Raw genomic sequence first — 25,479 nt, forward strand, 5'->3', positions numbered from 1 at the left:
GTTTCGTGATCAAAATTCCAACTCTTGATATTGCGGCAAGAATTTGTCCTTGTCGTGCGATTGATGGTCTATCCCAAGGCAGCGAAGGCTTCCCGACGGCATTTGCATGTATTCCTCCCCCTGAAATGTTTTCGGGCTTGTGCTGAATTCCGATAGGAGAAAGAAATGACTGAAACAACGCTTGGCGCGAGCCATGAACTTCTGGTTGAACTGACGGCTGAGATCGTTTCCGCTTATGTCAGCAACCATGTCGTTCCGGCCGCCGAGCTCTCCACGCTGATCGCCGACGTTCATTCGGCTCTCAACAACACGGCGGCGCCGGCGCCGGTCGTGGTTCCCGTCGAAAAGCCGAAGCCGGCCGTATCGGTCCGCAAATCCGTTCAGGACGACCAGATCACCTGCCTCGAATGTGGCGGTACGTTCAAGTCTCTGAAGCGCCACCTGATGACGCATCACAGCCTGTCGCCGGAAGAATATCGCGAGAAGTGGGACTTGCCGACTGACTACCCGATGGTTGCTCCGGCCTACGCCGAAGCCCGTTCGCGCCTCGCCAAGGAAATGGGCCTCGGCCAGCGTCGCAAGCGTCGCGGCAAGTAAGCAAACCGCCGTTCATCGCCGTGATCGCGCTCTGCGCTGGTTTGGTTTGAGGGGCGGAGCGTAAGTTCATATAAAGGCCGGGCTTTTGCCCGGCCTTTATCTTTTGTGGTTTGGGAAAGTGTGGCTATTCACAAGGCTTGGTTCCGAGGATAGCCGCAGCCGTGATCTCACGCGGCGAGGCGCGTCTCGGCTTCATTCTTGATCCGCCGGATCATCGAGCGCAGGCCGTTTGCGCGCTGCGTCGACAGGTGCTCGATCAGGCCGATCTTGCTGAACGTATCGATCGCATCCAGCCTGGCGATCTCGGAGGCATGCTTGCCGGAATAGATCGTCAGCACGATGGCGACCAATCCGCGCACGATGTGCGCATCGGATTCACCTTCGAAGATCAGTACGGGATCTTCCGGGTCACCGGTCGCCTGGGTGGCGAGCCAGACCTGGCTGGCGCAGCCTTGCACCTTGTTCTCGCCGGTGCGCTTGGCTTCCGGCATCTCGGGCAGAGCTTTGCCGAGTTCAATCACATAGCGGTAGCGATCCTCCCATTCGTCGAGGAAGGCGAAGTCGTCGATAATCTGGTCAAGCGTGGTCATGGTCCAGTCCGATTGTCGGCACCATCAGGCGGCGCCCGTCGCCGCTCGAGAGCGATGCCTATACCGCGCGATCCTCGCCAGCCCTGACGGCATCGCGATCGGCGTGACGTTCATATAGGTGATGGTAGCACAGATGAGAACCGCGAATCGCCACTCGGATGCGTCAGCGCTCATTTCGGTCGAAGCTGCTGCGCTAGATCGAAACGCTTGTGGGAATTGTTACGGCGCTGGCAGTCGCGCCGGCTGTGCCCGCCGCATCGAGAGATGCCATCGAGGTGGCGAGGGTGTTGCTTGCCTTTCTCGCGTCATCCGCATCGTTGCCCGCACCTTTGGCGCGCAGATCCTGTTCTGCCTTCCTCAGCACTTGCTTGAGCTGCTCGGCAAGCGCCTTGAACTCCGCGATCGTCCTTGCGTCGGAGCTGTCCTGCGAGCCGTCGGAGCTGAATTCGCGATAGGCGCGCTCCACGAAGGACGAAGGCTGCGGCTTGTCGTGATCGTTGCTTTCTTCGCCGCCTGCATTTGCCGCCTCGGCTGTACTTGCCTGCATCGCCGCCATGGCAGCCGTTGTTGCCGTGGCGTCGCTGCCTCCGCCTGTCATGCCGGTCGAGCCACCGCCGGCGAATTGCTGTGCGGCGGCGCCAAGCTGCTGGGCCAGCTGTTTTGCAAGCCGCGCGAGCGTTTCCGGGTCCGAAGCCCAAAACCGCAGCATTCGCAGTTGTTCCTTCAGCTCGTCCAGCTTCTTCTTGGCCACGGCCTTGCGGCTGGCAGTGGTTTCTTCATCCGCGCGCAAGAGATTGAGAAGAGGAGACCCGTTCTTTTGCTCCAGCGCTGCCGCATCGGTCGCGGCTGGCGATCCGGTTGTGGTCGCACGCGTCGCGCCGGCATTTGAAAAGAACCCGTATATCTGCATCGGGGCAGTAGTCTCCGCTGAATGTGCGGGGACCTAAACAGCCATGTCTTGTGCGAGCCTGTCGCTGGACCGCCCCTCGGTTGCAGCCCGAAAAAAGAAAAACGCCGCGAGGGGATGGGTTCCTCGCGGCGGCCGCATGAAGGCGGCAAGTCAGGCAGTGTCAAAGGATGTTTCGGCGGCGGTTGGACGGACCTGCTGTTGCCGGAAGAAATGCTTACTGGGTCAGCGATGCCTTGGGATCGAGGCGCTTTTCCGGAACCGGGGTCCGCTTGAAAACTGGAGCAGCCTCCGCGGCAGTCTGTTCGACGGGAGCTGCCAGTTGATCGGCGGTCTCGGCCACCTGGCCCACGGTTCCGGTCGTTACCTTGGCGTCGGGCTTAATCGCATCGGTCTCGGCGAACTGCGTGTCGAGGAATTCGTAGGCGATGCGGGCGCCTTCACGAGCCCGGTGGCCAAGAGCGACGAAGGTTTCAGCACCTTTCTCGCAGACGTCAGGCTTCTGGATGCAGATGGCGCTGATGTACTGGAAGGCCTCGTTGGCGGCAGAGAAAGTATCGCCGAGCTCGACCTTAGGTCCGTGCTCCAGCTTCTCCGCGCTCGACGGATCGAGGAACGGCAGCAGCACCAGTACCATCGAAAACCAGAATGTCGCCTTGATGAGAAACCACATGTTCTGCCCATCCTGTATTCGGCTGCCGCGCCCGCCGGTCTTCTAGCCGGTTTTTCCGCCTTCGGCATCCTGGAGCGCCGCTGTATCCCCTGATACCCGTTCACGCCCGCCGTCGTTTCCATGAGGACCGCCGTCTTTCGTCGTCCGGCCCTTTGTTGAGACGGACATTAGGCAGGGAATCACAAGACCGCTTTTCAAAAACCCGCAGCATTTGTTTCGAATTTTAATGAAATTCCCGATTTTGAGGATTTGCCTGGCATTTGTGTCGCATTTTAGCTTTTGCCGTTAAGGATCGTGGCGGCGGTCCGCCGGCAAAGCCTGAAAGCGTAGGCAACGGCACCGGAGCGCCTTGCCCAAATCCTTAACGAGAGGCGGAAAATGCACGGAAATCCGTTGCTTACGCCCCGTTAACCACAAGAAATGAAGGTCACGCGAATTGCCTCAAAACGGGATTTTTCAGGCATTTGGCGCCGTTCCGGGACAGTCCCGCTTATTCTTTCATTAAGCCGGGGATGCGAGATTCCGACATGTCACGAGGCAGTTCGAATGGCGGCCCGCATGAAGCGGAAAACGGTCACGCTCAGTCTCGCAAGAACAACAAATGTGGCAGGGTAAGGCGTGAGCGTATTGCGTGACATGGTTGGCAGATGGACGTCCCGCGTGGACGAGGCCGCTGCCCTGTGGCTGCCCCGCCGCGAGGCCGGCTCCGCCGTCGGCCGCCGGGACCTCAAGCGTCTGCGCACGGTCGCTGCAGTGTCCCTGACCACGCTTCCGGCAGTCCCGCTTGCACTCGCACTCGCCATGCCCGTTTCCTCCGCATTGCCGCTCGGCACAGCCCTCTGGGCGTCCGCCTCGCTGCTGGCCGCTGCAGCTGCCATTGCGCGTGGGCGTGGCAAGCAAGGTGGCGAGACGCTTGATCTCGATGCGGCGACACACGAGCTTCCTGATCTTTCGGCCGCCTACGACCTTTTCGCCGGTCTCGTCACCGTGCACGACCTGCGTGGCAATGTTCTCTCCGTGCATGGCCGCGACGCCGCCGAGCATTTGACGCTGATGCGCGACCCGGCTGGCCGCGGCTTCATCGAGCAGATCCATGTCTCCGACCGCATCACGTTCCTGAGCGCGATCGACATTCTGCGCCAGGGCGGCGAGCGGGCGACCGTCAACATTCGCATCGAGCGTCGTTCGCAGCCGACGGAAGGCGAACAATTCGTTCATATGTGCTGCGAGCTTGCACCGCTTCTCGATCGCAACGGCGGTCTGAAGGCGATCCTTGCGCAGTCGCGCGATGTCTCGCAGGAAGCGCGGCTGCGCGCCGAAGCGGCGGCGAGAACGGCGGAAGCGGAATCGGCAAACGATGCCAAGACCCGTTTCCTTGCCGCCGTCAGCCACGAGCTGCGTACGCCGCTCAACGCCATCCTCGGCTTCTCCGATGTCTTGACCGGAGAATATTTCGGCCGTCTGGAGAACGATCGCCAGCGCGAATATGTCAGCCTGATCCACCAGTCGGGCGAACACCTTCTGTCCGTCGTCAACACCATGCTCGACATGAGCAAGATCGAGGCGGGCCGCTACGAACTGGTTCCTGAACCCTTCCGCGTGGTCGAAGCGGTCTCCGCCTGCGAAGCAATGCTGTCGCATCAGGCGCAGGAGAAGGGGGTCAAGCTGGCAAGCCGGGTGACCCGCAACGTCGGCGAGATCAATGCCGACCAGCGTGCGTTCCAGCAGGTTCTCATCAATCTTGTCGGGAACGCCATCAAGTTCACCGATCAGGGCGGCATGGTGACGATCGACGCCGAGCTTGACGGTCCTTCCCTGAAGCTAACGGTCAGCGACACCGGTATTGGCATCGCCGCCGACAAACTGCAGATGTTGGGACAGCCCTTCGTCCAGATCCAGAACGACTACACCCGCCGCTACGAGGGCACCGGCCTCGGTCTGTCGCTGGTCAAGGGCCTCGTGGCGCTTCACGGTGGCGAGATTACGATCCGTAGCCGTGAACGCGAAGGCACGGTGATTACCGTTACTCTGCCTTGTGACGGCTCCGGCATCGTCGAGGCCAACCGCGAAGAACAGCGCTCGGCCGTGACTGTCGAATTTCCGCCGCGGCTGAGAGATAACGACACGCAGGCGGTTGCTGATGGCGACCGATTCGAAAGGATGGGTTCGAACGAGGAACGGGGATATGACGCCGCGCAAGCGAAAACAGCCTGAACGCAAGAAGGCGGCGCGTCCCGCGCCAGGCCTTGCCATGCGTGGGCTGGCTCTCGCCGGCCGAGGTGTTGCGCTTGCCGGACGGGTGGTCGCCCGCCACCCCTTGAGTGCCGGCGGTACGGCTGCCTTTGCCGTTGTGTTCTCGTTCGTTGCCGCCAACGCCATGTGGTATCAGCACGGCTCACATCCATCACCTCTGCTTCGCACCCGCGTACCGCTCGTCAGTCCCGAGACGGCCGAGCGCATCGCCGTCGCCAAGGGCGCCGAGATCGAACCGCGCAATGTCACGACCTTCGTCATCAAGCGCGAGGGCGACAAAGACGCGGAGAGCGTCGAAGACGTGATTGCAGCCACCTCATCCGAAGCGCCGCTGGAAAAGCCGACGCCCGAGCGGGTCGCCTCCGTGCCGGACACATCCGCTTCGCCGCTGGTCGCAGACGTCCAGAAGGAATTGGGCCGCATCGGCCTTTACGATGGCGTGCCGGATGGGCGCCCGGGCCCACGCACGTCGGCCGCCATCCTGCGGTTCGAGAAACAGGCCGGGCGGCCCCAGACGGGGATCGCGAGCGCCGAGCTTCTGCACTCGCTGCGCGCCACGTCGGGCCCGAAGCTAGCAGCCGCCATGCCTGCAAACCGGCCCTACGCCGACCCGAAACAGGCCGTTGCCGACGTTGACCCGGTCGCTGCCGCCATCCGTTCGGCAGAGACGGACAAGATGCTGATCCCGCGGGCCGAAATCCCGGTTTCCAGCGAACTGGTGCTGAACATCCAGAAGGGGTTGAGCAATCTCGCCTACGCCGACATTGTCGTCGACGGCGTTGCCGGAGATCAGACACGCGCTGCGATCCGCCATTTCGAAAAGCACTACCGCCTGCCGCAGACCGGCGAGCCCAATCCCAAAGTACTGAAGAAGCTCAAGGAGATCGGCGCGCTCTGACGCATCGTCTCCGGCAAGGTCAGGCAACCGGGGTGCCCATGGCACGGCGTCTTTGATGCGTCGTGCAGGCGCGCCAGCCAACGACTTGGGAGGCCGCGGTGCTTCCTCGCGGCGCATCCGGTTTGCAAGCCCGCCGCCGCCCGTGTACAGGCATCACCATGCGCCTCAAATCCCACATCTTCGTCTCCGCCTTGCTACGCCGTGCTTTCGCGCTCGGGGGGTATGCGGCCGTCCTGCGCAAAGGGGCGGAGGACGCCGGCGCGATCTTCATCCGCCAGCGTAAGCGCATGGGGACCGAGACGCTGTTTGCGCCGGCGCCGCAAAATTTCTTCGAAGACGACGCCGATACCGGCCGCAAGTTCGAGACGCGGCTGAAGGATCGTGACGGCGATGCGGTGGAGGATGCGCTTGCTCGCGAAATCCGCTTCGATCCGGATTGCTGGATCGTCGAGATCGAACTGGATGACCGCGCCGATCTGTTCGATGTCGTGCCGGACGAGGGAAAAAATCTCTCTTGAAACATCAGTGAGAGGCGCTTGCCTTTCCACTTGGAATGGAACGTGCTCGGTCGTGCACAGAGCTGGCTGCGGCTGAAAACTATCGGCGGCCGAACACACGTTGCGCCCTGGCGCCACCGATGGCCGGAGCGACCTTGCGGATGGCGGGCTGGCGGGCATCATTGGCATGGTCGTCGGCAAGATAGGCCTGATGCCGTGCTGTGGGCGCCTCTTCCCGCGCGTCCGACTGCAGCCAGGCGTCAAGCCGCTCTCTGCTTGACTTCGGGTCCATTGTGCCGGTCAAGGCTTCCGCGCGGCTGGCCCCGCCGATGCGCTCGGCGAGATGCGGATAGAGCGATTGCAGGACGAAGATGAGATCGTCGCTTGGCAGCGAAAGGGCAATCAGGCTCGTCGCCAGCTGCTGGCCGGAGACGTCGAGAAGAATGCGCTCGACCAGAGGGCCGCCGGCATCGAGCGCCGTCGCCAGCGCACGAGAGAACAGGATGATCTCACCGCTCCGAGCAAAACGCACCAGCAGCGCGCTGTGCAGCCCGCTGATCGGGACGATGGTGGACGCGGCTTCGCGCGCACCGGTACGCGCAAGCGCCTTTATCTCCGCGCGCAGGCTCTCCTCGCGCGCGGCTCGATCCACTTCGGCGTCGGCATCCGGCTCGGCCGAAGCTGACGGAGCCGTGACTGGTCGTTGCTGCACGTCTGGGCGGGCGGAAAGACCCGCGGGGTTGTGGTGTTCGACCAGGGCATCGATGACGGACGGGGAGAGGGCGGCACGGCGCGCAATCGCGCTGGCATGCGCCGGGCTGTGCTGGCGGATGATGCCGATGAGCGTTCGATCCGAAAGCGCTTGCGAACGGGTCAGGAAAATGGCGGCGATCGAGATCGGCATGCTGCCGATCAAAGCTGCGACCGGTTCGGGAACATGAGGGCATTGCGACAGCGCGGCGGCGGCCTGACGGCGCGCTTCGCTGCTGGAGCCGAGGAACAGGGGTTCGAACAGTTCGGAAAACTGCTTCATGTCGGACTTGCGCGGAATTCGCAGGCTCTCGAAACCGCTGACGGTTGCCATCAGGACGACGTCCTTCAAGCGGCCCGTCTGTGGCCTTTCCAACTCACGAAAGCGATCCGTCACGATAAATCCTTGCACGCAAAACATGATTGCCATTGCCGGCGACCCGGAACGGCACACGTCACTAAAAATAAAAGAAAAGCGTTAGCGTACTGTTAACTATGGAGGTTGGGGCTTTATTCAGGCTTGCGGCGCGCAAGCCGCCGGCGGTTTTGTGTGGTTTCTGCCGTAAAGCCTTGCTTGCTGTGGGTTCGATCGCCTCCAGCCTTAAAAAATCCACAAGCGGCTTTAAGTGATCGCGGTGACGGTGAAGGGTTCCGGACGCCCGCCGACGCAAGAAGGCTTAGTGAAGAGGGGCCTTCCGATGGGAGACAGCTTACTGTGAAGAAAATAGTGTTGCGCGCGGCGGCCATATGCGCGCTTTTCCTGGCGCCGGCGATCGCCGAGGCTGCAGAGGGATTTGCAACTGCCAACGTCAATATGCGGTCCGGTCCAAGCACGCGCTATCCGGCGGTGTCGATGATCCCGGCCGGCGAGTCCGTTGAAATCCACGGCTGCCTTGCCGACCTACCCTGGTGCGACGTTTCCTTTTATGGCGGCCGCGGCTGGGTAGCGGGGCGCTACGTGCAGGCGAACTATCGCCGCAACAGGGTCTATGTCGAACCGCAATATTACCGCCCGCTCGGTATCCCGACGGTGGTCTTCCAGTTTGATCGCTACTGGGATCGCAACTATCGCAGCCGTGACTTCTATCGAGACCGTGACCGCTGGCGCCGCGGGCCGGATTGGGTCGACGACAACCGTCGCCCGCGGGACTGGGAGCGTCAGCGCGACCGTGATCGCCGCGACTGGGAACGCGACCGCGCCCGGCAGGAGCGCGAGTGGACGCGCGACCAGGCGCGCGAGCAGCGCGAACGGGATCGAGATCGCCAGAACTGGGAGCGCAACCGAAGGGATGGCGAACGTTGGGACGATCAGGCGGGCGGCGACAACCGCCGCGAATGGGAGCGTCGCCGTGATCGCGACGGCGTCCGTGTCCGGGAAGATTTCGAGGATGGTTATGGCGGCGCGCGCCCAGCCCCGCTCATTCGATGCCAGGCGATGGACCCATCCTGCGTAGAATGATGTGCGTGAAATGAAGAGCGGCGGGCGGTTTTGCCCTCGCTTTCAGACGGGCGGCCCTTGGGTCGCCCGTTTTCGTTTTCGCACGGGCTTTCGGCTTGTCGTCGGAACCATTGTTGTTTCGATGCGTTGAGGCCGGGCAAGAGAAGGAGCGTTACAATGGTAGAAAAGAAACTGCAGGCGGTGGCTGACACGATCGAAAGTGAAGTGGAAACATCGGCAGCCCGGGTCGAGCTGGAGGCGCAGATTGCGGAGTTGCGCGCCGAGATCAGCCGACTGACCGAGACCGTTTCGGCGATAGGTACTGGTGCCAAGGCGGTGGTGCAGGGTGAAGCGGAATTGATGACGGAGCGGGTGCGCGAGCGCGTCCGCGAAGAGCCGATTTCGACGCTTCTGACCGTTGCCGGTGTTTCGTTCCTCTTTGGCCTGTTATCCAGGCGCTAGCCGTTCTCCGTCCGCCCAAAGCTGTTACCCCGGATACAGTGTTTTGTTTTTCCGGGGGACATACTGCCCTTAGGTTCGGGGCGCAGATGCGGCGTTAACCATCTGTTAACCAGCCTATGGCTCAATCGAAGCGGACCGTCTATGATTGGTCTGTACCACTCGAGCAAGCCGCAACCTCCGGGCGACCGGAAGAAGGAGAAGATGAGAAAAGCGCGCCTGTCCGGGTTATGCCCGGGAAAATGCGCTGGCCCCGAAAGGGCAGGGTGAAATCTGTACGGTAGTTCATCCGTCTCAAGCCTTTATGGAGACGAGCATGGCAGACGTGATCAGAATTGAGGACCGCAAGGTCCAAATGCCACCACGCAGGCCTCCGGCCATATCGGGCGGAGCGAAAGTGCTTTTGTTTACCGGCATCCGCTACGAGCGTCTCGACGGCCGCGACCCGCAGCCAACCGCGCCTGACGGACGTCGGATCAAAAAGCAGTAGGCTTCTAGCCACCGCCATGTGTCGGCCCCATCGGCCGGCTTAAGCACGGCTTTGTTCGTGCTGACAACGCTCCGTCTGTGCGGACGCGATCATCTTCTTCACGACATTTGAATAGAAACGGCGAGACTGAAGGTCGGATCTTCTGACGATCAGATTGCACGGCCCGACGCGTGATCGCCCCGGTATACTTATGGCGATTTAAGTTTTTGCTTTCGCGCGACATGCGTCAGCGCCGGAACGGCTCGCAGCTTGATTCCGCCAGGAAATTCCGCACCTGGTCTTCAAAGCTGTCAAGCGGCGCCATGGCGCGCAGCACCGCGTAGCCATCCTCTTCCTTCATCTCCACCATGATCGATTGCGCCAGGGCTTCCGGCGGCGCCTTGCGCAGTTCAACCAGTTGGATCGGCGTCGCGACCACAAGATCCAGCCTGCCGTTGACGGCGGTATGGTCGTTCATGCTGAAGACTTCGTTGGAGCTGCTGTCGAAAACGGCGAGCGACCAGAAGGGAACCGAGCCGCTGGCGAGGAAACGCGCCGGTCCATCGGCGATGGAAAAGCTGCAAACCGCCGTGCGCAGGTAAGGGTCGTCATTGCTGAGACCCGTCGGCCCGGGCGTGCTGGTCAAGGAAAAGAAGCTGTCCATCTCGAGAAGGCCGAGCACACGCGTATAGGCGTCACGACCGGTAAACTGCGGCAGCACCAGCACGATGACGATATGCAGCAGTGCCGCGCCCACGAGGCCAAGGATGGAGGCGAACAGAACACTACGCATCGCCGCATCCCGTTTTCACGACCTTCGGCATTGCGAGATCGATGAGGCCGGAGGAGCCTGCGGTCGGTGTATCGAGCAGCGTCAGTATGAGCCGGAAGGTGCCTGAATGCCGCAATGCCACCCAGTTGTCCGGCTTGGCGTTCGGCGAGACATGGATGCTGAAGGAACTGTCTTCGGCGCGCAGCACCGTCCATGAATTGATGGCCCAAGGCAGATCCGAGCCGGGGCGCAACGGGACGCCGTCGGCATTCGCAGCATAGAGCGTCCAGAACCGAGCTTGCGGCGTCAGCCCCGTGACATCGTAGGAGCAGGCCGCCGAAAGCTTGTCTCCCTTGTCATCGACCTGGGCCATGAACATCAACCCTTCGGCGCCGCCGTAGAGCAGTTCGCCGGCCCGGGCGCGGTGCGCCTTGGCATAGGGGTCGGCCTTATCGGTCTGTGCCTCGGGAAAGGCAACCCACGGGCCGATCGATATGGCGCCGAAACCGACCGTCGCCTTCAGCGCCCAGACGGCCGACGCGATGCCGCCGCCGAAGGCGATGGCAAGGGCAAGGGCGGCGAGGAGGGGAATTCGGAACAATGGCGGCTCTATCGAATATGGTTATGCGTCGCGGCACGGCGCAGCGCTGCCCATGTCTCGCCCATACGCGCGCGCGACGCAACGGCGATCATTGTGCCGAGCTGGCAGCCAGCATCGATCCGGTCTCTGACATCAAGGTTTCGAGCGCGTTCAGTTGCTGGCGGCATTCGGGAGACCCTCTTGGGTAGATCCACCGTCGGCGGCGCCGAGGACAGCCACCTTGCCGCCATTCTTCTCTGGCGCTTTCAAGGCGGGAGCTTTCTCGAAGGTTTCGCCCACGGAACGCAGCAACCGCGTGACATCCGCCGAAAGAGAGCGCGGCCGCACAAGTGGAGGCAGGGCATTTTCATCCGGCTTGGCGTTGGCGACCTGTGGTTGCTTGCTCGGGGCAGGTGCGGGATTGGTTATTCCCGGAATCTGGCGGTGGTCGATGCCCTGTTCGGCATAGTCCATCAACCTCTTGAAGGTCATCGCCGGCAGCGACCCGCCGGTCATATTGTTGGTCGAAGTATAGTCGTCGTTCCCGAACCAGACCGCGGTCGTGTAATCGCCGGTGAAGCCGACGAACCAGGCATCGCGGTAGGCCTGGGTGGTGCCGGTCTTGCCGCCCGTGACGATACCGTTGTCGAGTGCCGCCTTGCGTGCCGTGCCGATCACCGGGATCTGTGTCAGCATCGAGTTCATCGACGCATTGGCTTGTTCGGACAGGATGCGCTTGGCCGGCGGTTCATCGCGGGAAAAGTCGTAGAGGATGTCGCCGTCATAGTTCAGGATCTGGCTGATGCCGTGCCGGCGCGATTGCAGCCCGCCTGCCGGGAACACGGCATAGGCGGTCGCCTGATCGAGTACCGTCACTTCGGAGGTGCCGAGCGGCATCGTCTTGTCGGTACGCAGCGGCGTCTCGATGCCCATGTTCTTGGCGGTCTGCACGATCAGTTCAGTGCCGAGCTTGTCCTTGGCGAGACGCACAGGGATCGTGTTGATCGACTTGGCGATCGCCGTCAGGATGGTGATGCGGCCCGCGTAGCTGCGGCCGTAATTCTGCGGCGACCAGCCGCGCCAGGTGATCGGCGCATCGACGACGATCGTCTCGGGTGTCATGCCTTTTTCCATCGCGGCCGCGTAGGTGTAGACCTTGAAGGAAGAGCCGGGCTGGCGCAGCGCCCGCGTCGCGCGGTTGAACTGGCTCTCACCATAGTCGCGGCCGCCAACCATCGCCCGGACTGGGCCGCCGTTTTCGACCATGACCAGCGCGCCCTGTTTCACATGGAAGCTTTCGCCGTATTGGCGCAGGCTGGATTCGACCGAATCTTCGGCCGCGTTCTGCAGCCCCATGTCGATGGTGGTACGCACGATCAGCGAATGCTGGGCAAACGGCCGGGCGATGCGCTGCACTTCGTCGAAGGCCCAGTCGAGGAAGAAGTCGGGCGCCTTCACCTGGGCGCGGTCGATGACGGTTGCCGGGTTGAGACGTGCTGCAATCACCTGGCCTTCGGTCATCAGTCCGCCCTGGACGAGGTTTGTCAAAACCTCGTTGGCACGGCCGCGGGCGGCCGGCAGGTTGACGTGCGGCGCGTAGCGCGCAGGCGCCTTGAACAGGCCGGCAAGCATGGCGGATTCCGCCAGGTTGACGTCGGTGATCGCCTTGCCGAAATAGAACTGCGCCGCTGCCGCCGCACCAAATGTTCCGCCGCCCATATAGGCGCGGTCGAGGTAGAGCCGCAGGATCTCTTTCTTCGACAGGTTGGATTCGAGCCAGATGGCCAGAAATGCTTCCTTGATCTTGCGCTCGATGGTGCGCTCGTTCGACAGGAACAGGTTCTTGGCAAGCTGCTGGGTCAGGGTCGAGCCGCCCTGGACGACGCCACCGGCACGCGCGTTCTCGGTCATGGCACGGGCAAGCCCGAGAAAGTCGATGCCGTAATGGTCGAAGAAGCGCCGGTCTTCCGTCGCAAGCACCGCCTTGATCAGATGATCCGGCAGCTCGTCGATCGGAACGGAATCTTCGTGGATGATGCCGCGATGGCCGATTTCGTTACCGTAGCGATCAAGGAACGTTACGGCGAAATCGCTTTGCGCCCGCCAGTTGCCCTTGGTTTCCTCGAAGGCCGGAAGCGCCAGTGCCAGCATCAGCACCGAGCCGGCCGTGCCCCAGGTCATGCCTTCGCCAAGCACCTCGAAGACCACTTTCTTCCAGCCGGTAACGCGGAAGCGGCGGAAGAAAATCGTCGTATCCTCCCACCATTGCGAGAGTTTGAATCCGGCATTCCAGACTGTCGAATCGATCCAGGAATCGATTCTCAGAAAGATGTGCCGTTTCTTCGGCCGGTTATCGTCTTTCCTCGGTTCCCGCACGGTCGCAACGTCCTGAAGGCTTTTGGCATCATGCCGGCGCCCCGCGATATTTGCGCGGCGCGAAATTTCACTCTACTTGCATATCGCGCCGGCGGCCTTAAAAAACCGGCAATTTTCTGCGAAATTTCTCTTCTGCATGTTTCCTTCGATCGTCGCCGACTGAAGGACAAAGCAGGGAGAAACTCAAATCGCTACTGCGACCTTTGTACGTCTGATAAGACGTGCGGCGCAGTAGCGCGACCGATTTGACGAAAGTGTGATGATGATGGGCGAAATGCCTTTCTGGAAGGCGAAGAGCCTTGACGACATGAATGACGCGGAGTGGGAAAGCCTCTGCGACGGCTGCGGGCTCTGTTGTCTCAACAAGCTCGAAGACTGGGAGACGGCCGAGATCGCCTGGACCTCGATCCGTTGTACGCTGCTCGACGGCGAGAGCTGTCGGTGTAAGGATTATCCCAACCGTCAGGCGACGGTGCCGGATTGCATCCAGCTGACACCGGATGCGGTGCGCGAGATTACCTGGTTGCCGCCGACCTGCGGCTATCGGCTGGTGGCGGAAGGTCGTGACCTCTATTGGTGGCATCCGCTGCTCTCGGGCGATGCCGAGACGGTGCACGCCGCCGGCATTTCCGTGCGTGGCCGCACCGTCGCCGAAGACGGCATCGACATTGAGGATTACGAAGATTATCTGGTGACCTGGCCGCTGGAAGTCGGAGAGAAAAGCTCAGGTTAACAGACGGTTAGTCGTTCCGGTGGAATCGGTATCGCAAGCTCGCGCCATTGCGGGCGCCACTGAGAGCAGCTAGAGGTTGATGGAATTCCATCGTTCTCAGGCGCCCCGATGATCAGCACCGACCGTCTCATTCTCCGCCGACCACGGCTGGAGGATTTCGAACCCTATCAGCAGATGTGGTTGGACCCCGAGATCCTTCGGCATGTCGCGCCAGGTCCCTTTTCCGGCGAGCAGATGTGGACGCGGTTCCTGCGCCAGGAGGGCGGTTGGCAGTTCTTTGGCTTCGGCTATTTCGTGATCGAAGAAAAAAGCTCCGGTCGTTTTGTCGGGCAGATGGGCTTCCAGGAATTGCGCCGCGAGATTTCGCCTTCACTGACCGGCACGATGGAAACCGGCTGGACGATCGCGCCCGCAGCGCAGGGGCGCGGCTATGCCAGCGAGGCGGCACAGGCGGCATTCGATTGGGGGCGGGAACATCACGCCGGGCGCCGTGTCACCGCTATCGTCAGTCCGGCCAATGTGGCGTCCATTCGGATCGTCGAGAAGCTGGGAATGCAACTGTTTGCGCAGACGGAGTATCACGGCAAGCCCGTCACGCTGTTCGACCATATTCTCTAAGGTGGTCTCTGCCCGATGCGCCGGAAGCCTCTACGCCAGTTGCGTCAATGACGGCCGTTTTTCTTCACCAGGCTTTTAGGCGCAACGTTGCGCCAGGCGGTTTCCATCGACTGGCGGATGAGATCCTCGTCGGCCTCGACAAAGTAGAGCGAAGTCCAGCCTTTGTCGCCCCAACCGCCGGGTACTGCGGCACAGACGCCAGGCTCCATTTCCAAAAGCATGCGCTGCTGGTCAGGCGTGAACTTGAAGACCGCCCGACCCGCCTCTGGCAGGGACATGAAGATGCGCTTGCCCACGCGGAAGTCCCGCGTGCCGAAATGGGCATTTTCTTCCGTTCCCGGCAGGCTTAGCGCCAGTTTTTCAATCTCGTCGGTCAGCATGGAAAAAAGAGTAACACGGTTTTTCCGATTGGCCAAAAGGCGGAAAATTGCCACACCGGCAGGCGGAACGACGCGGTTTTGCATTGTTCTCTGGCGACAAGATCGCGACGCTATTTTGCCTCCGGGTGGCCGTCAATTTCTGTCTCGGAGCGTGACTTGCATGCAACCTGATCACGCACAGAGCGCGAGAAAGCCCCAGCGAGCAAGATGCACTTTGTGTCCGCGGCGAATGATAAACAAAAGCCGCTCGCGGCGTTGACCGCGGGCGGCTTGAAGCTTGATGTGCTGCATTATCGACGAGCGGTGCTCGCCCACCAGCGCGTTTATTCAGCCGGCTGAACGGGCTTGGGTGTCGTCTGGCTGGCAGTGCGCATTTCGCGCCATTCGCTTTCGAAACGGTCCAGCAGCGACTGCGGTACCTTGGACTGCTGCGATGCCTGCTGGTTGTTTACGAGCGTCTGCATCCGATCCTCCCGGGCCTGTTGCAATTTCATGACAAGTTGATGGGCGGACAATTTCACATCGTAAACGCTTTGTAAATCAGTAGGTTAAGTCATTTAAACGATTTAAAAATCTTTAAATCGATTAATTTTTGACTGATCCACAGTTGCGTTCAGGCGGTTGGCAGCGGCGGGCCATTTCGCGCCGTGTGAGTCGAAGGGGTGATGCTTCGGCCAACCGATCTTGTCGAGCCAACGCTGTCTTGCGATCACGGCGGTGGTGCTCGAGTTCACCACGCTGGGAGCGAATACCTCACAGCGCATTCCGAAAATCGCGACAGGCAATGTGAGGTGGGACAAGGCTGTCGATCCGAAACGCCTGCAGCCTGCGCGACGGCGTCAAACAAAGCAGAGGCTTAGAGGAGGGAGTGGATTCTTCGCCTGACCGCGCTCACTCAATCCTGCAGGGTCCGGACTCAACTTGGGAAGGGGTGCGGCCAAGGGATTCAAAGGACTCGGATATTCGAACTCACTTCAAGTTCTGCCGCAAGCCCGGCGAAGGAGCCTGCGCCCACCTGATCCTTGACCGATTGTCGGATGATAGCAAAAAGGGCTTAACAAATGACTGATCGCCAGAGGCTGCGTCTTTGCTATTCTCTTGGTGGGGTGCTGCGCCCGCGACGGGTAGGCGAGATCTAATATTGCCGCCGAAGCTGGACCTTTTCCAGTATCGCCCGAGATACTTGTGCAATGCCATCGCGCAGGCGCGCTTTGCCGCCGCCGCGCGACGGGCGGACGCGGTATCCCTCCCACCGCGTCCGCCTGCCTTTTTGTGTGCCGGGGAGTGGCTCACCGAACCGGGACCGGATCGATTGCCTTTTGTCGAAAGGCGGTGAAAACCATCGATAGGGAGAGGTGCGAACATCGACCCGTTCGTCTGGTTGTCGCCTCCGTACGGCGCAGGGCAGGGTTTCGCAGGGCTGGTATCAGGCGATGGATTGATCCCTCCCGGGTTTCGCCTTTAAGGGAATCGTTGCAATCTGCGGTCGGTTCGCCGTGGATACCGGCATTCACGGATAGCTGTTCGCCCGGCTGGGTGGCCGACATTCATTTGCCATTCAGCCTCTATCCGTTATTGCTTTTGCCATGATGCTTCCCAAGTCGAAAGTGCGTTCATGTCTTCACCAGTGATCATAGCCGCGCTTGCAGCAGGCCTTGCGGGCTTTGCTCCGCCTGAGGTCCGCATGCCCACGGACCTTGTCGTTCGTGTGGCCGGCGATTGCAGCGCCGCCGCTCAGCAAGTCGTTTCGGAAACCGGCGGCGAACTGCTTTCGGCGCAACCGACCTCTGATGGCCAGTGCGTGATTACGGTGCTCGTGCCAGGCAATGGCGGGCGACCGAAGAAGGTGACGGTAAGGGTGCCGATGTAATTCGCGTGTGACGACGCTGCGAAAGAGGGGAAGTGGGTACGAATGCGCATTCTGATAGTCGAGGACGACGTCAACCTGAACCGGCAGCTCGCCGAAGTGCTGAAGGAGGCTGGCTACGTCGTCGATCAGGCCTATGACGGCGAAGAGGGACACTATCTCGGCGAAGCCGAGCCCTATGACGCCGTTATCCTCGATATCGGCCTGCCCGAGATGGACGGCATCACCGTTCTCGAAAAATGGCGCGGCGGCGGCAAGACCATGCCGGTGCTGATCCTGACGGCACGTGATCGCTGGAGCGACAAGGTAGCCGGCATCGACGCCGGTGCCGACGATTATGTTGCCAAGCCGTTCCACGTCGAGGAAGTGCTTGCCCGCATCCGCGCCCTGATCCGCCGGGCGGCAGGCCACGCAAGCTCGGAGATCGTCTGCGGTCCCGTGCGCCTCGACACCAAGGGCTCGAAGGCAACCGTCGACGGGACGGCACTGAAGCTGACGTCGCACGAATTCCGGTTGCTGTCCTATCTCATGCATCATATGGGCCAGGTCGTATCGCGGACGGAACTGGTCGAGCACATGTACGATCAGGACTTCGATCGCGATTCCAACACGATCGAAGTTTTTGTCGGCCGCCTGCGCAAGAAGATCGGCAACGACCTGATCGAGACGGTGCGGGGCCTGGGATACCGCATGCAAGCGCCCGGCAATGGCAATTAGATCTCTTACGGCCCGTGTATTGGCGGTTTCGACCGTCTGGGCCGTCGTCGCCCTTGTCGTGATCGGGGTGGTCATTTCCGCCCTCTACCGACAGGGGTCGGAGCGCGGCTTCAAGGACCTCCTGCGCGCCCAGCTTTTCAACGTCGTCAACTCGATTTCGGTCAATGAGAAGACAGTGCTTGCCGGCAGCCCCCAGCTCGGCGATCTGCGCTTTTCCCAGCCGCAGACCGGATGGTACTGGATCGTCGATCCGATCGGCGAGTTCGACACGCCACCGCTGATCTCGACCTCGCTCGGCAATGCGAAGCTGCCGATCGCCAGCGTCGACGAAGTGCCCTTCGATACTGGCTATGTCCGCTTCTACACCACCAAGGATCCCTTCGGGAACGAGGTCGAAGTGGCCGAGACCGAGGTCGTTCTCGACATTCAGGGCCACACCGCCCGTTTCCGCGTTGCCGGCAACCGCGATGTGCTGGAGGCGGACATCAACCGCTTCACCCGCAATCTGACGATCGCGCTCTCCATCTTCGGTTTGGGCGGGCTCGGCATGAACGCATTGACCATTCTCTTCGGCCTCCGGCCGCTCGACCAGGTTCGCCGCTCTCTCGAGAAAATCCGGGCCGGCGAAAGCGAAAGGCTCGACGGTGCCTTTCCGCGCGAAATCCAGCCGCTTGCAAACGAGGTGAATGCGCTGATCGACAGCAATCGGCGCATCGTCGAGCGCGCACGCATGCAGGTCGGCAACCTCGCACACTCCCTGAAGACGCCGATTGCCGTTCTCCTCAACGAGGCCCGCGTGCTCGAGGCGTCGCATGGCGAGTTGGTTCGCACTCAGGTCGATGCGATGCAGATGCAGGTTCAATCCTATCTGAGCCGCGCGCGGATCGCCGCGCAACGCGAATCCGTTCTCGCCCGCACCGAAGCGCAGCCGGCGCTGGAGCGGTTGGTGCGCGTGATGCGCAAGCTCAATCCGGAAAAAGAGGTTCATCTGTCGATCAATCCACCAGGCCTGGTGCTTGCCATGGAACTGCAGGATGTCGAAGAAACCGTCGGCAATCTGCTCGAAAATGCTGCCCGCCACGCCAGGGGCGAGGTGTGGCTCAATGTTCGTCCAGCTCTAAACGAACAGCATGCGAAGGAGAGCGGGCGGCAATGGATCGTCCTCGACGTTGACGACGACGGAGCTGGTCTTGATCCCGATCAGATCGCGTTGGCGTTGAAGCGCGGCAAGCGGCTGGACGAAAGCAAGCCGGGAACAGGCCTCGGGCTGTCGATCGTCAGTGAAATCGTGCGGGAATATCAGGGCACGTTGACGCTGTCGCGTCGGGATGAGGGCGGGCTGCGTGCAGAGCTGGTGCTGCCGGCTGCGGTTTAGGTGTCACACTGGCGCGCGAAAGTATCGCGTCGACGGCCCCAGCCGTTGCCTCTGTCAACAGGGAATGCCAAAAGAAAATCAAAGGGGAAGTCTTCACTCGACCTTGATGGTCGGTACAGTCGGAGCCCCCGCAGTAGAGAGTACATGTCGCGGATCATGAGGAACCAGGCAGAAATGACACGAACGTTTGTTGTCAGCGGCAGGATCGCGGTGATCGCGTCGGCGGTTGCTCTTGCCGGTTGCAGCACCACGTCGGGCGGGCAGACCGCGGCGGCTGGGCTGGGCACGACCGCAACCCGCAGCGTGTCTTCGACAACCTACATCGCCGCCCTTCAGGGGGGCATCATCGGCCGGCTCAGCAATCTCGATATCGGAACGTCGGATCGCCAGCGCGCGCTGGAAGCCGAGTACCGCGCGCTGGAAGCCGCTCCGGGCGGCCAGCCGGTCAATTGGCAGGGGCGCAGCGTCAACGGCTCCGTCGTCGCTGCCGCTCCTTTTCAGGTCGGTTCGCAGAACTGCCGTCAGTACAGCCACACCGTAACCGTCAAGGGACAGCCGACAACTGCGCGTGGTGCCGCCTGCCGGAATTCCGACGGGAGCTGGACGCCGCTCAGCTGACCGGATTTCCGGTTGCGGCGAAACGCCTCAAATCTCTGTCATCGCAGGTTTTCGAGTTGGAATGGCATGGGTGCCATAGTATTGAGCATGCATGTTGTTCTGGATCCTCGTCGCCACGCTGACGGCGGCTGTAGCCGTCGTGCTCATCCTCCCGCTGTTGCGGGCGGCAGCGCCCGCATCGTCTCCCCACAGTCATGATATCGAAGTCTATCGCGACCAGCTCGATGAGCTGACGCGCGATCAGGAGAGCGGCCTGATCAACGGCGACGATGCCGAGCTCGCGCGTGCCGAGGTTGCCCGTCGGCTGCTTGCGGCCGGCGAGATCGACCGCGCCGCCGCGCCGGTCGCAACGCCGCGCCGCGGTCTCAGTTTCCTGGCGCAAGCCTTCGTGCTTCTCTGTCTTCCCGCGATCGGGCTCTGTCTTTACTTGTTCACCGGCAGCCCGGGTGTTCCGGCACAGCCTTTGGCCGCACGCCTCGCCGATCCCGGTTCCGACATCAACATTCTGATCGCGCGCGCGGAAAACCATCTGGCGCAAAATCCGAATGATGGGGCGGGCTGGGAGGTTCTGGCGCCGATCTACATGCGCAACGGTCGCGTCGAGGAGGCGGTCGCCGCCTACGATAACGCTGTCCGCCTGCTCGGGCCGACGCCGGCGCGGCTGGGTGGTTATGCTGAAGCCCTGATCGCGCTTTCGGACGGACTGGTGACCACCGAAGCGCAGTCGGCACTGCGCAGATCTCTCGCCATCGACCCGAACGACCCGCGTTCCGAATACTATCTTGCCCTCGGCCTGAAGCAGGAAGGCAAGAAGGACGAGGCACTTGCTGCCTTCAACCGGCTGATCGCCGGTTCTCCGGCGGATGCGCCGTGGGTGCCGTTGGTCAGGCAGCATGTCGCGGAGCTTTCGGGTGGCGCCGCCGGAAATGCTACCGCCGCAGCGCCCGGAAATCCGAGTGCCGACGATATCGCTGCCGCTGAGGATATGAGCGCCGGCGACCGCCAGGAGATGATCCGCGGCATGGTCGAAAGCCTGGCAAGCCGCCTCAAGGAGGATCCCGCCAACGCCGAAGGCTGGGCGCGGCTGATCCGTTCCCATGTTGTGCTTGATCAAAGAGACCAGGCGGCTGCCGCCCTAAAGGAAAGCCAGAAAACCTTCCCCGCGGACGGCGAACAGGGAAAGCAGCTGCTGGCGCTCGCCCGTGAACTCGGGATCAAGACGGACGGAGAAACGCAATGACGCGCAAACAGAAGCGATTGGCGATCATCGGCGGTGGCGTCGGCTTTCTGACGCTTGCCGTCCTTCTGGTGATGTTCGCCTTCAGCCAGGCGATCGCCTATTTCTACGTACCGAGCGACCTCGCCAAGGCCGATGTCCCGCCCGGAACCCGCATTCGCCTCGGCGGCCTGGTCGAGGCCGGCTCGGTCAAGCGTGGCGACGGAAAGACGGTGACGTTTACCGTCACCGATACGCTCGGCCAGGTGCCCGTGACCTATACCGGCATCCTGCCGGACCTCTTCCGCGAAGGGCAGGGCGTGGTGACCGAAGGCACTTTCGTCGCCGGCAACTCCGTCTTCGTTGCGGATTCCGTGCTTGCCAAGCATGATGAGACCTATATGCCGAAGGACGTCGCCGACCGCTTGAAGGCGCAGGGTGTCGAACTCAGCGGGAAGGAAACCGTTCGTTGATCATCGAACTTGGACATTATGCGCTGGTTCTGGCGCTCGCGACGGCCTTCGTGCAGGCTGCGTTGCCGATACTGGGTGCCAGGCTCAACGATCGCGCCCTCATGGAACTTGCCTCGAGCGCGGCGGTTGCCTGCTTTTTGCTCGTTGCCTTCTCCTTTGCGGTGCTGACCTTCGCCTATGTCACGTCGGATTTTTCGGTCCGTAACGTCTGGGAGAATTCCCACTCGCTGAAGCCGCTGATCTACAAGATCTCCGGTGTGTGGGGGAACCATGAAGGATCGATGCTGCTCTGGCTGTTGATCCTGGTGTTCTTCTCGGCGCTGGTCGCCACCTTTGGCCGCAATTTGCCGGAAACACTGAAGGCGAACGTGCTCGCAGTCCAGGCCTGGATTGCCGTGGCCTTCACGCTATTCATTCTCCTGACGTCGAACCCCTTTGCCCGCCTGATCCCGGCGCCGGGCGAGGGCAAGGACCTGAACCCGATCCTGCAGGACGTCGGCCTCGCCATCCATCCGCCCCTGCTTTACCTCGGCTATGTCGGCTTTTCCGTCTGCTTCTCCTTCGCCATCGCCGCCCTGATCGAGGGGCGCATCGATGCCGCCTGGGCGCGCTGGGTGCGCCCGTGGACCCTTGCTGCCTGGACGTTCCTTACGGCCGGCATCTCGATGGGCTCCTATTGGGCCTATTACGAGCTTGGCTGGGGTGGCTGGTGGTTCTGGGATCCGGTCGAAAACGCCTCCTTCATGCCGTGGCTTGCCGGCACCGCGCTGCTGCACTCCGCTCTCGTCATGGAGAAGCGCGAGGCGCTGAAGATCTGGACCGTGCTGCTCGCGATCATGACCTTCTCGCTGTCGCTGCTCGGCACCTTCCTCGTGCGCTCCGGCGTGCTGACCTCGGTCCACGCTTTTGCCACCGACCCGACGCGCGGCATCTTCATTCTCGCGATCCTGGTCTTCTTCATCGGCGGTGCGTTTTCGTTGTTTGCCTTCCGTGCTTCCCGGCTGAAAGCCGGTGGCATCTTCGCGCCAATCTCGAAGGAAGGCGCCCTTGTCTTCAACAATCTCATCCTGACGACGGCGACTGCGACCGTCTTGACCGGCACGCTTTATCCGCTGGTGCTCGAGGCGCTGACCGGCGACAAGATTTCGGTCGGGCCGCCCTTCTTCAACATGACCTTCGGGCTTTTGATGCTGCCGCTTCTGTTTGCAGTACCCTTCGGGCCGCTGCTGGCGTGGAAGCGCGGTGATCTGATGGGCGTCGCCCAGCGGCTGTTTGCGGCCGTTGCCATCGGTCTCGTCGTCGGCTGCATCTATTACTATGCCATGAACGGCGGGCCTATCCTCGCTCTGTTTGGCATTGCTCTCGGTGTTTACCTGATCGTCGGCTCGCTGACGGATCTGGCCTTGCGATCGGGGCTCGGCAAGGTGACGGGCAACGTCGCCTGGCGACGTTTCTCCGGCCTTCCGCGCTCGGCCTTCGGCACGGCACTTGCGCACATCGGTCTTGGCGTCACGCTGATCGGCATCGTCGCCGTCACCGCGTTCGAGACCGAAACTGTCGTCGAGATGAAGCCGGGCATGACGGTGGACGCCGGCGGCTACACCCTGCGCTTCGATGGCATGCGCAATGGCAGCGGTCCGAACTACTCCGAGGAATCCGGTCATTTCACCATCACGCGCGGTGGCGTCGTGGTCGCCGACATCTGGTCGTCGAAGCGGCTCTATCAGGCGAGGCGCATGCCGACCACAGAAGCCGGTATCCGCACCTTTGGCCTCAGCCAGCTCTATGTTTCGCTCGGAGACCAGATCAGCGAAGGCGGCATCGTCGTGCGCATCTGGTGGAAGCCGATGATCCTCTGCATCTGGGGGGGAACGCTGTTCATGATGGCGGGTGGTTTCGTCTCGCTCAGCGATCGCCGCCTGCGCGTCGGTGCGCCGACACGCGCCAAGCGGCTGAAGACGGTCCCGGTGGGGGCGGCCGAATGAACCGATTGTTGCTCGCGTTCTTTCTGTTTCTGGCGTCGATCGCCCCGGCTTTCGCGGTCAATCCGGATGAGGTCCTGTCCGATCCGGCGCTTGAAGCGCGCGCGCGGGCGATCTCGGCCGAACTTCGCTGCATGGTCTGCCAGAACCAGTCGATCGACGATTCCAACGCCGAGCTTGCCAAGGACCTCAGGGTTCTGGTGCGCGAGCGGTTGGCAAATGGCGATAGCGACGACGCCGTGATCGATTACGTCGTTTCGCGCTACGGCGAGTTCGTGCTGCTCAAACCCCGGCTTGAAACCAAGACGATGATCCTGTGGGGCATGCCGATCCTGCTTCTGTTCATCGGCGCGATGACGCTGCTGGTGGCCGCGCTCAAGCGTAGCCGCCAATCGCGCGGCACGCCGCTTTCCGACGACGAGAAGGAAAAGCTGAAGAAGCTGCTTCAGCCCTAGAACCGACGGGCAACCTGCCGCTTTCGGTGGCCTTTGCCGACATTACCAAAAATTCATCCTCCGGACAGAACTCAGTAAGGTCCCATCCGTTACATCTTTCGTCATCGGCTGTTCCTCCAGTCAGCCAGTAGCGAGATCGCCACCCCCGCGGCGATTTTCGAAATCACGATGTCGAAGCTGCTTGTCTGCGGCTTCAAGGAAGAGAAAAGGCAAAACGGATGTTTACGAACAAATTCCAGCGTCCCTCCCTCAAGACTGTGTTGAAGGCCTCGACCGTTGCGGGTCTTGCCGCTGTCATGCTGACCTCCGGCCTGCCGGCGACGATCAGCCAATCCTTCGCCGAAGCCGTCAAGGTCGATGCGCCCCAGGTGCCGAGCTTTGCCAATGTCGTCGACGCCGTTTCCCCGGCCGTCGTCTCGGTCCGCGTTCAGTCGCGTGCCAACCCTGTTTCCGACGAAGGTAACGGTTTCACCTTCGATTTCGGCGGTCGCGGTCTGGATGAGCTGCCCGACGATCACCCGCTGAAGCGTTTCTTCAAGGAATTCGGTGGCCCGCGCGGCGATGACCGCGCCGAACGCGGCCCCGGCCGTCGTGGCCCGCACGGCGAAGGTCGCCTGCGCCCGACGTCTCAGGGTTCCGGCTTCTTCATCTCTGAAGACGGCTACCTCGTCACCAACAACCACGTCGTTTCCGATGGCTCGGCGTTTACGGTCATCCTCAACGACGGTACCGAGCTTGACGCCAAGCTGATCGGCAAGGACAGCCGCACCGACCTCGCGGTACTCAAGGTCGATGACAAGCGCAAGTTCACCTATGTCAGCTGGGCAGACGACAACAAGGTTCGCGTCGGCGACTGGGTCGTTGCCGTCGGCAACCCCTTCGGTCTCGGCGGTACTGTGACCTCCGGCATCATTTCGGCCCGTGGCCGCGATATCGGCTCCGGCCCCTATGACGACTACCTGCAGGTGGACGCTGCCGTGAACCGCGGCAACTCCGGCGGCCCGACCTTCAACCTTTCGGGTGAAGTCGTCGGCATCAACACCGCGATCTTCTCGCCGTCGGGCGGCAATGTCGGTATCGCCTTCGCCATCCCGGCATCGGTCGCCAAGGACGTCGTTGCCGACCTGATGAAGGACGGTTCGGTGTCGCGTGGTTGGCTCGGCGTTCAGATCCAGCCGGTGAGCAAGGATATCGCCGAATCGCTCGGCCTTTCCGAAGCAAACGGCGCCCTCGTCGTCGAACCGCAGGCCGGTTCGCCCGGCGAAAAGGCCGGCATCAAGAAGGGTGACGTCGTCACCGCGCTCAATGGCGACACCATCAAGGATCCGCGTGATCTTGCCCGCAAGGTCGCCGGCATTCGCCCGGGCACCACGGTCGATGTCGCGCTGTGGCGCAACGGCAAGTCCGAGACCGTCAAGCTCGAGATCGGAACGCTGCCGAAGGACGACAAGGAAGCGGCCAAGGATTCCGGTACGCAGTCCGAGGAAGCCCAGCCGTCGAGCGAGCAGGCCTTGGCCGACCTCGGCATGACCGTGGTTCCGTCGGATGACGGTCAGAGCGTGACGATCGCCTCGGTAGACGAGGACTCGGATGCCAGCGATCGTGGCCTGAAGCAGGGCGAGAAGATCGTTTCCGTCAACAATCAGGAAGTGAAGTCGGCGGACGATATCCTCAAGGTGATCAGCACCGCCAAGAAGGACGGCCGCAGCAAGGCGCTCTTCCAGATCGAGGCCGAGAGCGGCAGCCGCTTCGTGGCGCTTCCCATCGATCAGGGCTGATCGCGGCA

The 25,479-nt window shown here is 61.9% G+C and carries 27 protein-coding genes; 18 read left to right on the forward strand and 9 right to left on the reverse strand.

Translation table 11 applies throughout. From position 1 onward, the window contains the following. The first annotated feature begins 165 nt into the window (after positions 1-165). Positions 166-597: a Ros/MucR family transcriptional regulator gene (locus AC07UR_RS05350; protein WP_065782210.1), complete on the forward strand. Its 432-nt coding sequence runs from the start codon at positions 166-168 to the stop codon at positions 595-597. A gap of 167 nt (positions 598-764) precedes the next feature. Here the strand turns inward: AC07UR_RS05350 and AC07UR_RS05355 are convergent, their stop codons facing one another. The 3 genes from AC07UR_RS05355 to AC07UR_RS05365 all read right to left on the reverse strand — a co-directional run bounded on the left by AC07UR_RS05355 (position 765) and on the right by AC07UR_RS05365 (position 2,767). After that, on the reverse strand, positions 765-1,187 hold the full coding sequence (locus AC07UR_RS05355; RefSeq protein ID WP_173419360.1) for a SufE family protein: 423 nt from the start codon (positions 1,185-1,187) through the stop codon (positions 765-767). A 193-nt stretch (positions 1,188-1,380) separates the two neighbouring features. After that, positions 1,381-2,097, reverse strand: coding sequence for a hypothetical protein (locus AC07UR_RS05360; RefSeq protein ID WP_209787049.1), 717 nt, complete (start codon positions 2,095-2,097; stop codon positions 1,381-1,383). Positions 2,098-2,311: 214 nt separating this feature from the next. Next, positions 2,312-2,767 (reverse strand): DUF5330 domain-containing protein, encoded by a 456-nt coding sequence (locus AC07UR_RS05365; RefSeq protein ID WP_209787047.1) that lies wholly within the window; start codon positions 2,765-2,767, stop codon positions 2,312-2,314. 636 nt (positions 2,768-3,403) lie between these two features. Here AC07UR_RS05365 and AC07UR_RS05370 point away from each other — a divergent pair. The 3 genes from AC07UR_RS05370 to AC07UR_RS05380 all read left to right on the forward strand — a co-directional run bounded on the left by AC07UR_RS05370 (position 3,404) and on the right by AC07UR_RS05380 (position 6,436). Further along, positions 3,404-4,981, forward strand: a complete 1,578-nt coding sequence (locus tag AC07UR_RS05370; RefSeq protein WP_209788434.1) for a sensor histidine kinase — start codon at positions 3,404-3,406, stop codon at positions 4,979-4,981. Beyond that, a complete protein-coding gene (locus AC07UR_RS05375; protein ID WP_209787045.1) occupies positions 4,953-5,918 on the forward strand; it encodes a peptidoglycan-binding domain-containing protein in 966 nt (321 codons plus the stop codon). Before AC07UR_RS05370 ends, AC07UR_RS05375 begins: the two co-directional genes overlap by 29 nt. A 158-nt stretch (positions 5,919-6,076) precedes the next feature. After that, on the forward strand, positions 6,077-6,436 hold the full coding sequence (locus AC07UR_RS05380; protein WP_209788430.1) for a DUF1491 family protein: 360 nt from the start codon (positions 6,077-6,079) through the stop codon (positions 6,434-6,436). A gap of 79 nt (positions 6,437-6,515) precedes the next feature. Here the strand turns inward: AC07UR_RS05380 and AC07UR_RS05385 are convergent, their stop codons facing one another. Beyond that, positions 6,516-7,586 (reverse strand): DUF2336 domain-containing protein, encoded by a 1,071-nt coding sequence (locus AC07UR_RS05385; RefSeq protein ID WP_209788428.1) that lies wholly within the window; start codon positions 7,584-7,586, stop codon positions 6,516-6,518. Positions 7,587-7,880: 294 nt separating this feature from the next. Here AC07UR_RS05385 and AC07UR_RS05390 point away from each other — a divergent pair, with 294 nt between their 5' ends. The 3 genes from AC07UR_RS05390 to AC07UR_RS05400 all read left to right on the forward strand — a co-directional run bounded on the left by AC07UR_RS05390 (position 7,881) and on the right by AC07UR_RS05400 (position 9,552). After that, on the forward strand, positions 7,881-8,624 hold the full coding sequence (locus AC07UR_RS05390) for an SH3 domain-containing protein (RefSeq protein ID WP_209787043.1): 744 nt from the start codon (positions 7,881-7,883) through the stop codon (positions 8,622-8,624). Positions 8,625-8,780: 156 nt separating this feature from the next. Further along, complete coding sequence (locus tag AC07UR_RS05395) at positions 8,781-9,065, forward strand: hypothetical protein (protein ID WP_173419366.1); 285 nt, start codon at positions 8,781-8,783, stop codon at positions 9,063-9,065. 313 nt (positions 9,066-9,378) lie between these two features. Continuing rightward, complete coding sequence (locus AC07UR_RS05400; protein WP_171986895.1) at positions 9,379-9,552, forward strand: hypothetical protein; 174 nt, start codon at positions 9,379-9,381, stop codon at positions 9,550-9,552. A gap of 226 nt (positions 9,553-9,778) precedes the next feature. Here AC07UR_RS05400 and AC07UR_RS05405 read toward each other — a convergent pair whose 3' ends face one another. From AC07UR_RS05405 to AC07UR_RS05415, 3 genes are all read right to left on the reverse strand, one after another. Next, on the reverse strand, positions 9,779-10,324 hold the full coding sequence (locus AC07UR_RS05405; protein WP_209787041.1) for a DUF1254 domain-containing protein: 546 nt from the start codon (positions 10,322-10,324) through the stop codon (positions 9,779-9,781). Further along, positions 10,317-10,904, reverse strand: a complete 588-nt coding sequence (locus AC07UR_RS05410; protein WP_173419368.1) for a DUF1214 domain-containing protein — start codon at positions 10,902-10,904, stop codon at positions 10,317-10,319. The genes AC07UR_RS05405 and AC07UR_RS05410 overlap by 8 nt, the downstream gene beginning before the upstream one ends. Positions 10,905-11,054: 150 nt before the next feature. Continuing rightward, positions 11,055-13,259: a transglycosylase domain-containing protein gene (locus AC07UR_RS05415; protein WP_173419369.1), complete on the reverse strand. Its 2,205-nt coding sequence runs from the start codon at positions 13,257-13,259 to the stop codon at positions 11,055-11,057. Positions 13,260-13,524: 265 nt separating this feature from the next. Between AC07UR_RS05415 and AC07UR_RS05420 the strand changes: the two genes are divergently transcribed. Further along, positions 13,525-13,992: a YcgN family cysteine cluster protein gene (locus AC07UR_RS05420; RefSeq protein ID WP_173420978.1), complete on the forward strand. Its 468-nt coding sequence runs from the start codon at positions 13,525-13,527 to the stop codon at positions 13,990-13,992. 108 nt (positions 13,993-14,100) lie between these two features. Continuing rightward, positions 14,101-14,610, forward strand: a complete 510-nt coding sequence (locus AC07UR_RS05425) for a GNAT family N-acetyltransferase (protein WP_209787039.1) — start codon at positions 14,101-14,103, stop codon at positions 14,608-14,610. A gap of 44 nt (positions 14,611-14,654) precedes the next feature. On the opposite strand, the gene AC07UR_RS05430 is transcribed toward AC07UR_RS05425, so the two are convergent. Both AC07UR_RS05430 and AC07UR_RS05435 read right to left on the reverse strand, forming a co-directional pair. Beyond that, positions 14,655-14,990: an MmcQ/YjbR family DNA-binding protein gene (locus AC07UR_RS05430; RefSeq protein ID WP_077504029.1), complete on the reverse strand. Its 336-nt coding sequence runs from the start codon at positions 14,988-14,990 to the stop codon at positions 14,655-14,657. Positions 14,991-15,313: 323 nt separating this feature from the next. Continuing rightward, on the reverse strand, positions 15,314-15,454 hold the full coding sequence (locus AC07UR_RS05435; RefSeq protein WP_171986894.1) for a hypothetical protein: 141 nt from the start codon (positions 15,452-15,454) through the stop codon (positions 15,314-15,316). A gap of 1,151 nt (positions 15,455-16,605) precedes the next feature. On the opposite strand from AC07UR_RS05435, the gene AC07UR_RS05440 reads away from it, so the two are divergent. The 9 genes from AC07UR_RS05440 to AC07UR_RS05480 all read left to right on the forward strand — a co-directional run bounded on the left by AC07UR_RS05440 (position 16,606) and on the right by AC07UR_RS05480 (position 25,471). Beyond that, positions 16,606-16,860: a hypothetical protein gene (locus tag AC07UR_RS05440; protein ID WP_173419371.1), complete on the forward strand. Its 255-nt coding sequence runs from the start codon at positions 16,606-16,608 to the stop codon at positions 16,858-16,860. Positions 16,861-16,902: 42 nt separating this feature from the next. After that, the gene (feuP, locus tag AC07UR_RS05445) at positions 16,903-17,574 is read left to right on the forward strand and encodes a two-component system response regulator FeuP (RefSeq protein ID WP_077504027.1); all 672 of its coding nucleotides are present in this window, start codon (positions 16,903-16,905) and stop codon (positions 17,572-17,574) included. Next, positions 17,564-18,949 (forward strand): ATP-binding protein, encoded by a 1,386-nt coding sequence (locus AC07UR_RS05450; protein WP_173419372.1) that lies wholly within the window; start codon positions 17,564-17,566, stop codon positions 18,947-18,949. Before feuP ends, AC07UR_RS05450 begins: the two co-directional genes overlap by 11 nt. A gap of 174 nt (positions 18,950-19,123) precedes the next feature. After that, the gene (locus tag AC07UR_RS05455) at positions 19,124-19,567 is read left to right on the forward strand and encodes an RT0821/Lpp0805 family surface protein (RefSeq protein ID WP_173419373.1); all 444 of its coding nucleotides are present in this window, start codon (positions 19,124-19,126) and stop codon (positions 19,565-19,567) included. Positions 19,568-19,658: 91 nt separating this feature from the next. Beyond that, the gene (ccmI, locus tag AC07UR_RS05460; protein WP_209787037.1) at positions 19,659-20,807 is read left to right on the forward strand and encodes a c-type cytochrome biogenesis protein CcmI; all 1,149 of its coding nucleotides are present in this window, start codon (positions 19,659-19,661) and stop codon (positions 20,805-20,807) included. After that, complete coding sequence (gene ccmE, locus AC07UR_RS05465) at positions 20,804-21,256, forward strand: cytochrome c maturation protein CcmE (RefSeq protein WP_173419375.1); 453 nt, start codon at positions 20,804-20,806, stop codon at positions 21,254-21,256. The genes ccmI and ccmE overlap by 4 nt, the downstream gene beginning before the upstream one ends. Next, positions 21,253-23,241 carry a heme lyase CcmF/NrfE family subunit gene (locus AC07UR_RS05470; protein ID WP_209787035.1) on the forward strand — a complete coding sequence of 663 codons (1,989 nt, stop codon included), beginning with the start codon at positions 21,253-21,255 and terminating at the stop codon, positions 23,239-23,241. Before ccmE ends, AC07UR_RS05470 begins: the two co-directional genes overlap by 4 nt. Further along, positions 23,238-23,693 carry a cytochrome c-type biogenesis protein gene (locus tag AC07UR_RS05475; RefSeq protein WP_173419377.1) on the forward strand — a complete coding sequence of 152 codons (456 nt, stop codon included), beginning with the start codon at positions 23,238-23,240 and terminating at the stop codon, positions 23,691-23,693. The genes AC07UR_RS05470 and AC07UR_RS05475 overlap by 4 nt, the downstream gene beginning before the upstream one ends. A gap of 218 nt (positions 23,694-23,911) precedes the next feature. After that, positions 23,912-25,471, forward strand: coding sequence for a Do family serine endopeptidase (locus AC07UR_RS05480; RefSeq protein ID WP_173419378.1), 1,560 nt, complete (start codon positions 23,912-23,914; stop codon positions 25,469-25,471). Positions 25,472-25,479 lie beyond the last annotated feature (8 nt).

This window comes from Ensifer sp. GW821-FHT05G01, from assembly GCF_059419585.1.

Bases quoted from the DNA above. Each gene is read 5' to 3' on its own strand.
- AC07UR_RS05365 (WP_209787047.1), bottom strand. From the start codon at position 2,767: ATGTGGTTTCTCATCAAGGCGACATTCTGGTTTTCGATGGTACTGGTG.
- AC07UR_RS05455 (WP_173419373.1), top strand. From the start codon at position 19,124: ATGACACGAACGTTTGTTGTCAGCGGCAGGATCGCGGTGATCGCGTCG.
- AC07UR_RS05355 (WP_173419360.1), bottom strand. From the start codon at position 1,187: ATGACCACGCTTGACCAGATTATCGACGACTTCGCCTTCCTCGACGAA.
- feuP (WP_077504027.1), top strand. From the start codon at position 16,903: ATGCGCATTCTGATAGTCGAGGACGACGTCAACCTGAACCGGCAGCTC.
- AC07UR_RS05425 (WP_209787039.1), top strand. From the start codon at position 14,101: ATGATCAGCACCGACCGTCTCATTCTCCGCCGACCACGGCTGGAGGAT.
- AC07UR_RS05420 (WP_173420978.1), top strand. From the start codon at position 13,525: ATGGGCGAAATGCCTTTCTGGAAGGCGAAGAGCCTTGACGACATGAAT.
- AC07UR_RS05370 (WP_209788434.1), top strand. From the start codon at position 3,404: ATGGTTGGCAGATGGACGTCCCGCGTGGACGAGGCCGCTGCCCTGTGG.
- AC07UR_RS05395 (WP_173419366.1), top strand. From the start codon at position 8,781: ATGGTAGAAAAGAAACTGCAGGCGGTGGCTGACACGATCGAAAGTGAA.
- ccmE (WP_173419375.1), top strand. From the start codon at position 20,804: ATGACGCGCAAACAGAAGCGATTGGCGATCATCGGCGGTGGCGTCGGC.
- AC07UR_RS05435 (WP_171986894.1), bottom strand. From the start codon at position 15,454: ATGCAGACGCTCGTAAACAACCAGCAGGCATCGCAGCAGTCCAAGGTA.
- AC07UR_RS05360 (WP_209787049.1), bottom strand. From the start codon at position 2,097: ATGCAGATATACGGGTTCTTTTCAAATGCCGGCGCGACGCGTGCGACC.
- AC07UR_RS05375 (WP_209787045.1), top strand. From the start codon at position 4,953: ATGACGCCGCGCAAGCGAAAACAGCCTGAACGCAAGAAGGCGGCGCGT.
- AC07UR_RS05440 (WP_173419371.1), top strand. From the start codon at position 16,606: ATGTCTTCACCAGTGATCATAGCCGCGCTTGCAGCAGGCCTTGCGGGC.
- AC07UR_RS05385 (WP_209788428.1), bottom strand. From the start codon at position 7,586: ATGTTTTGCGTGCAAGGATTTATCGTGACGGATCGCTTTCGTGAGTTG.
- AC07UR_RS05350 (WP_065782210.1), top strand. From the start codon at position 166: ATGACTGAAACAACGCTTGGCGCGAGCCATGAACTTCTGGTTGAACTG.
- AC07UR_RS05380 (WP_209788430.1), top strand. From the start codon at position 6,077: ATGCGCCTCAAATCCCACATCTTCGTCTCCGCCTTGCTACGCCGTGCT.
- AC07UR_RS05430 (WP_077504029.1), bottom strand. From the start codon at position 14,990: ATGCTGACCGACGAGATTGAAAAACTGGCGCTAAGCCTGCCGGGAACG.
- ccmI (WP_209787037.1), top strand. From the start codon at position 19,659: ATGTTGTTCTGGATCCTCGTCGCCACGCTGACGGCGGCTGTAGCCGTC.
- AC07UR_RS05480 (WP_173419378.1), top strand. From the start codon at position 23,912: ATGTTTACGAACAAATTCCAGCGTCCCTCCCTCAAGACTGTGTTGAAG.
- AC07UR_RS05450 (WP_173419372.1), top strand. From the start codon at position 17,564: ATGGCAATTAGATCTCTTACGGCCCGTGTATTGGCGGTTTCGACCGTC.
- AC07UR_RS05400 (WP_171986895.1), top strand. From the start codon at position 9,379: ATGGCAGACGTGATCAGAATTGAGGACCGCAAGGTCCAAATGCCACCA.
- AC07UR_RS05405 (WP_209787041.1), bottom strand. From the start codon at position 10,324: ATGCGTAGTGTTCTGTTCGCCTCCATCCTTGGCCTCGTGGGCGCGGCA.
- AC07UR_RS05475 (WP_173419377.1), top strand. From the start codon at position 23,238: ATGAACCGATTGTTGCTCGCGTTCTTTCTGTTTCTGGCGTCGATCGCC.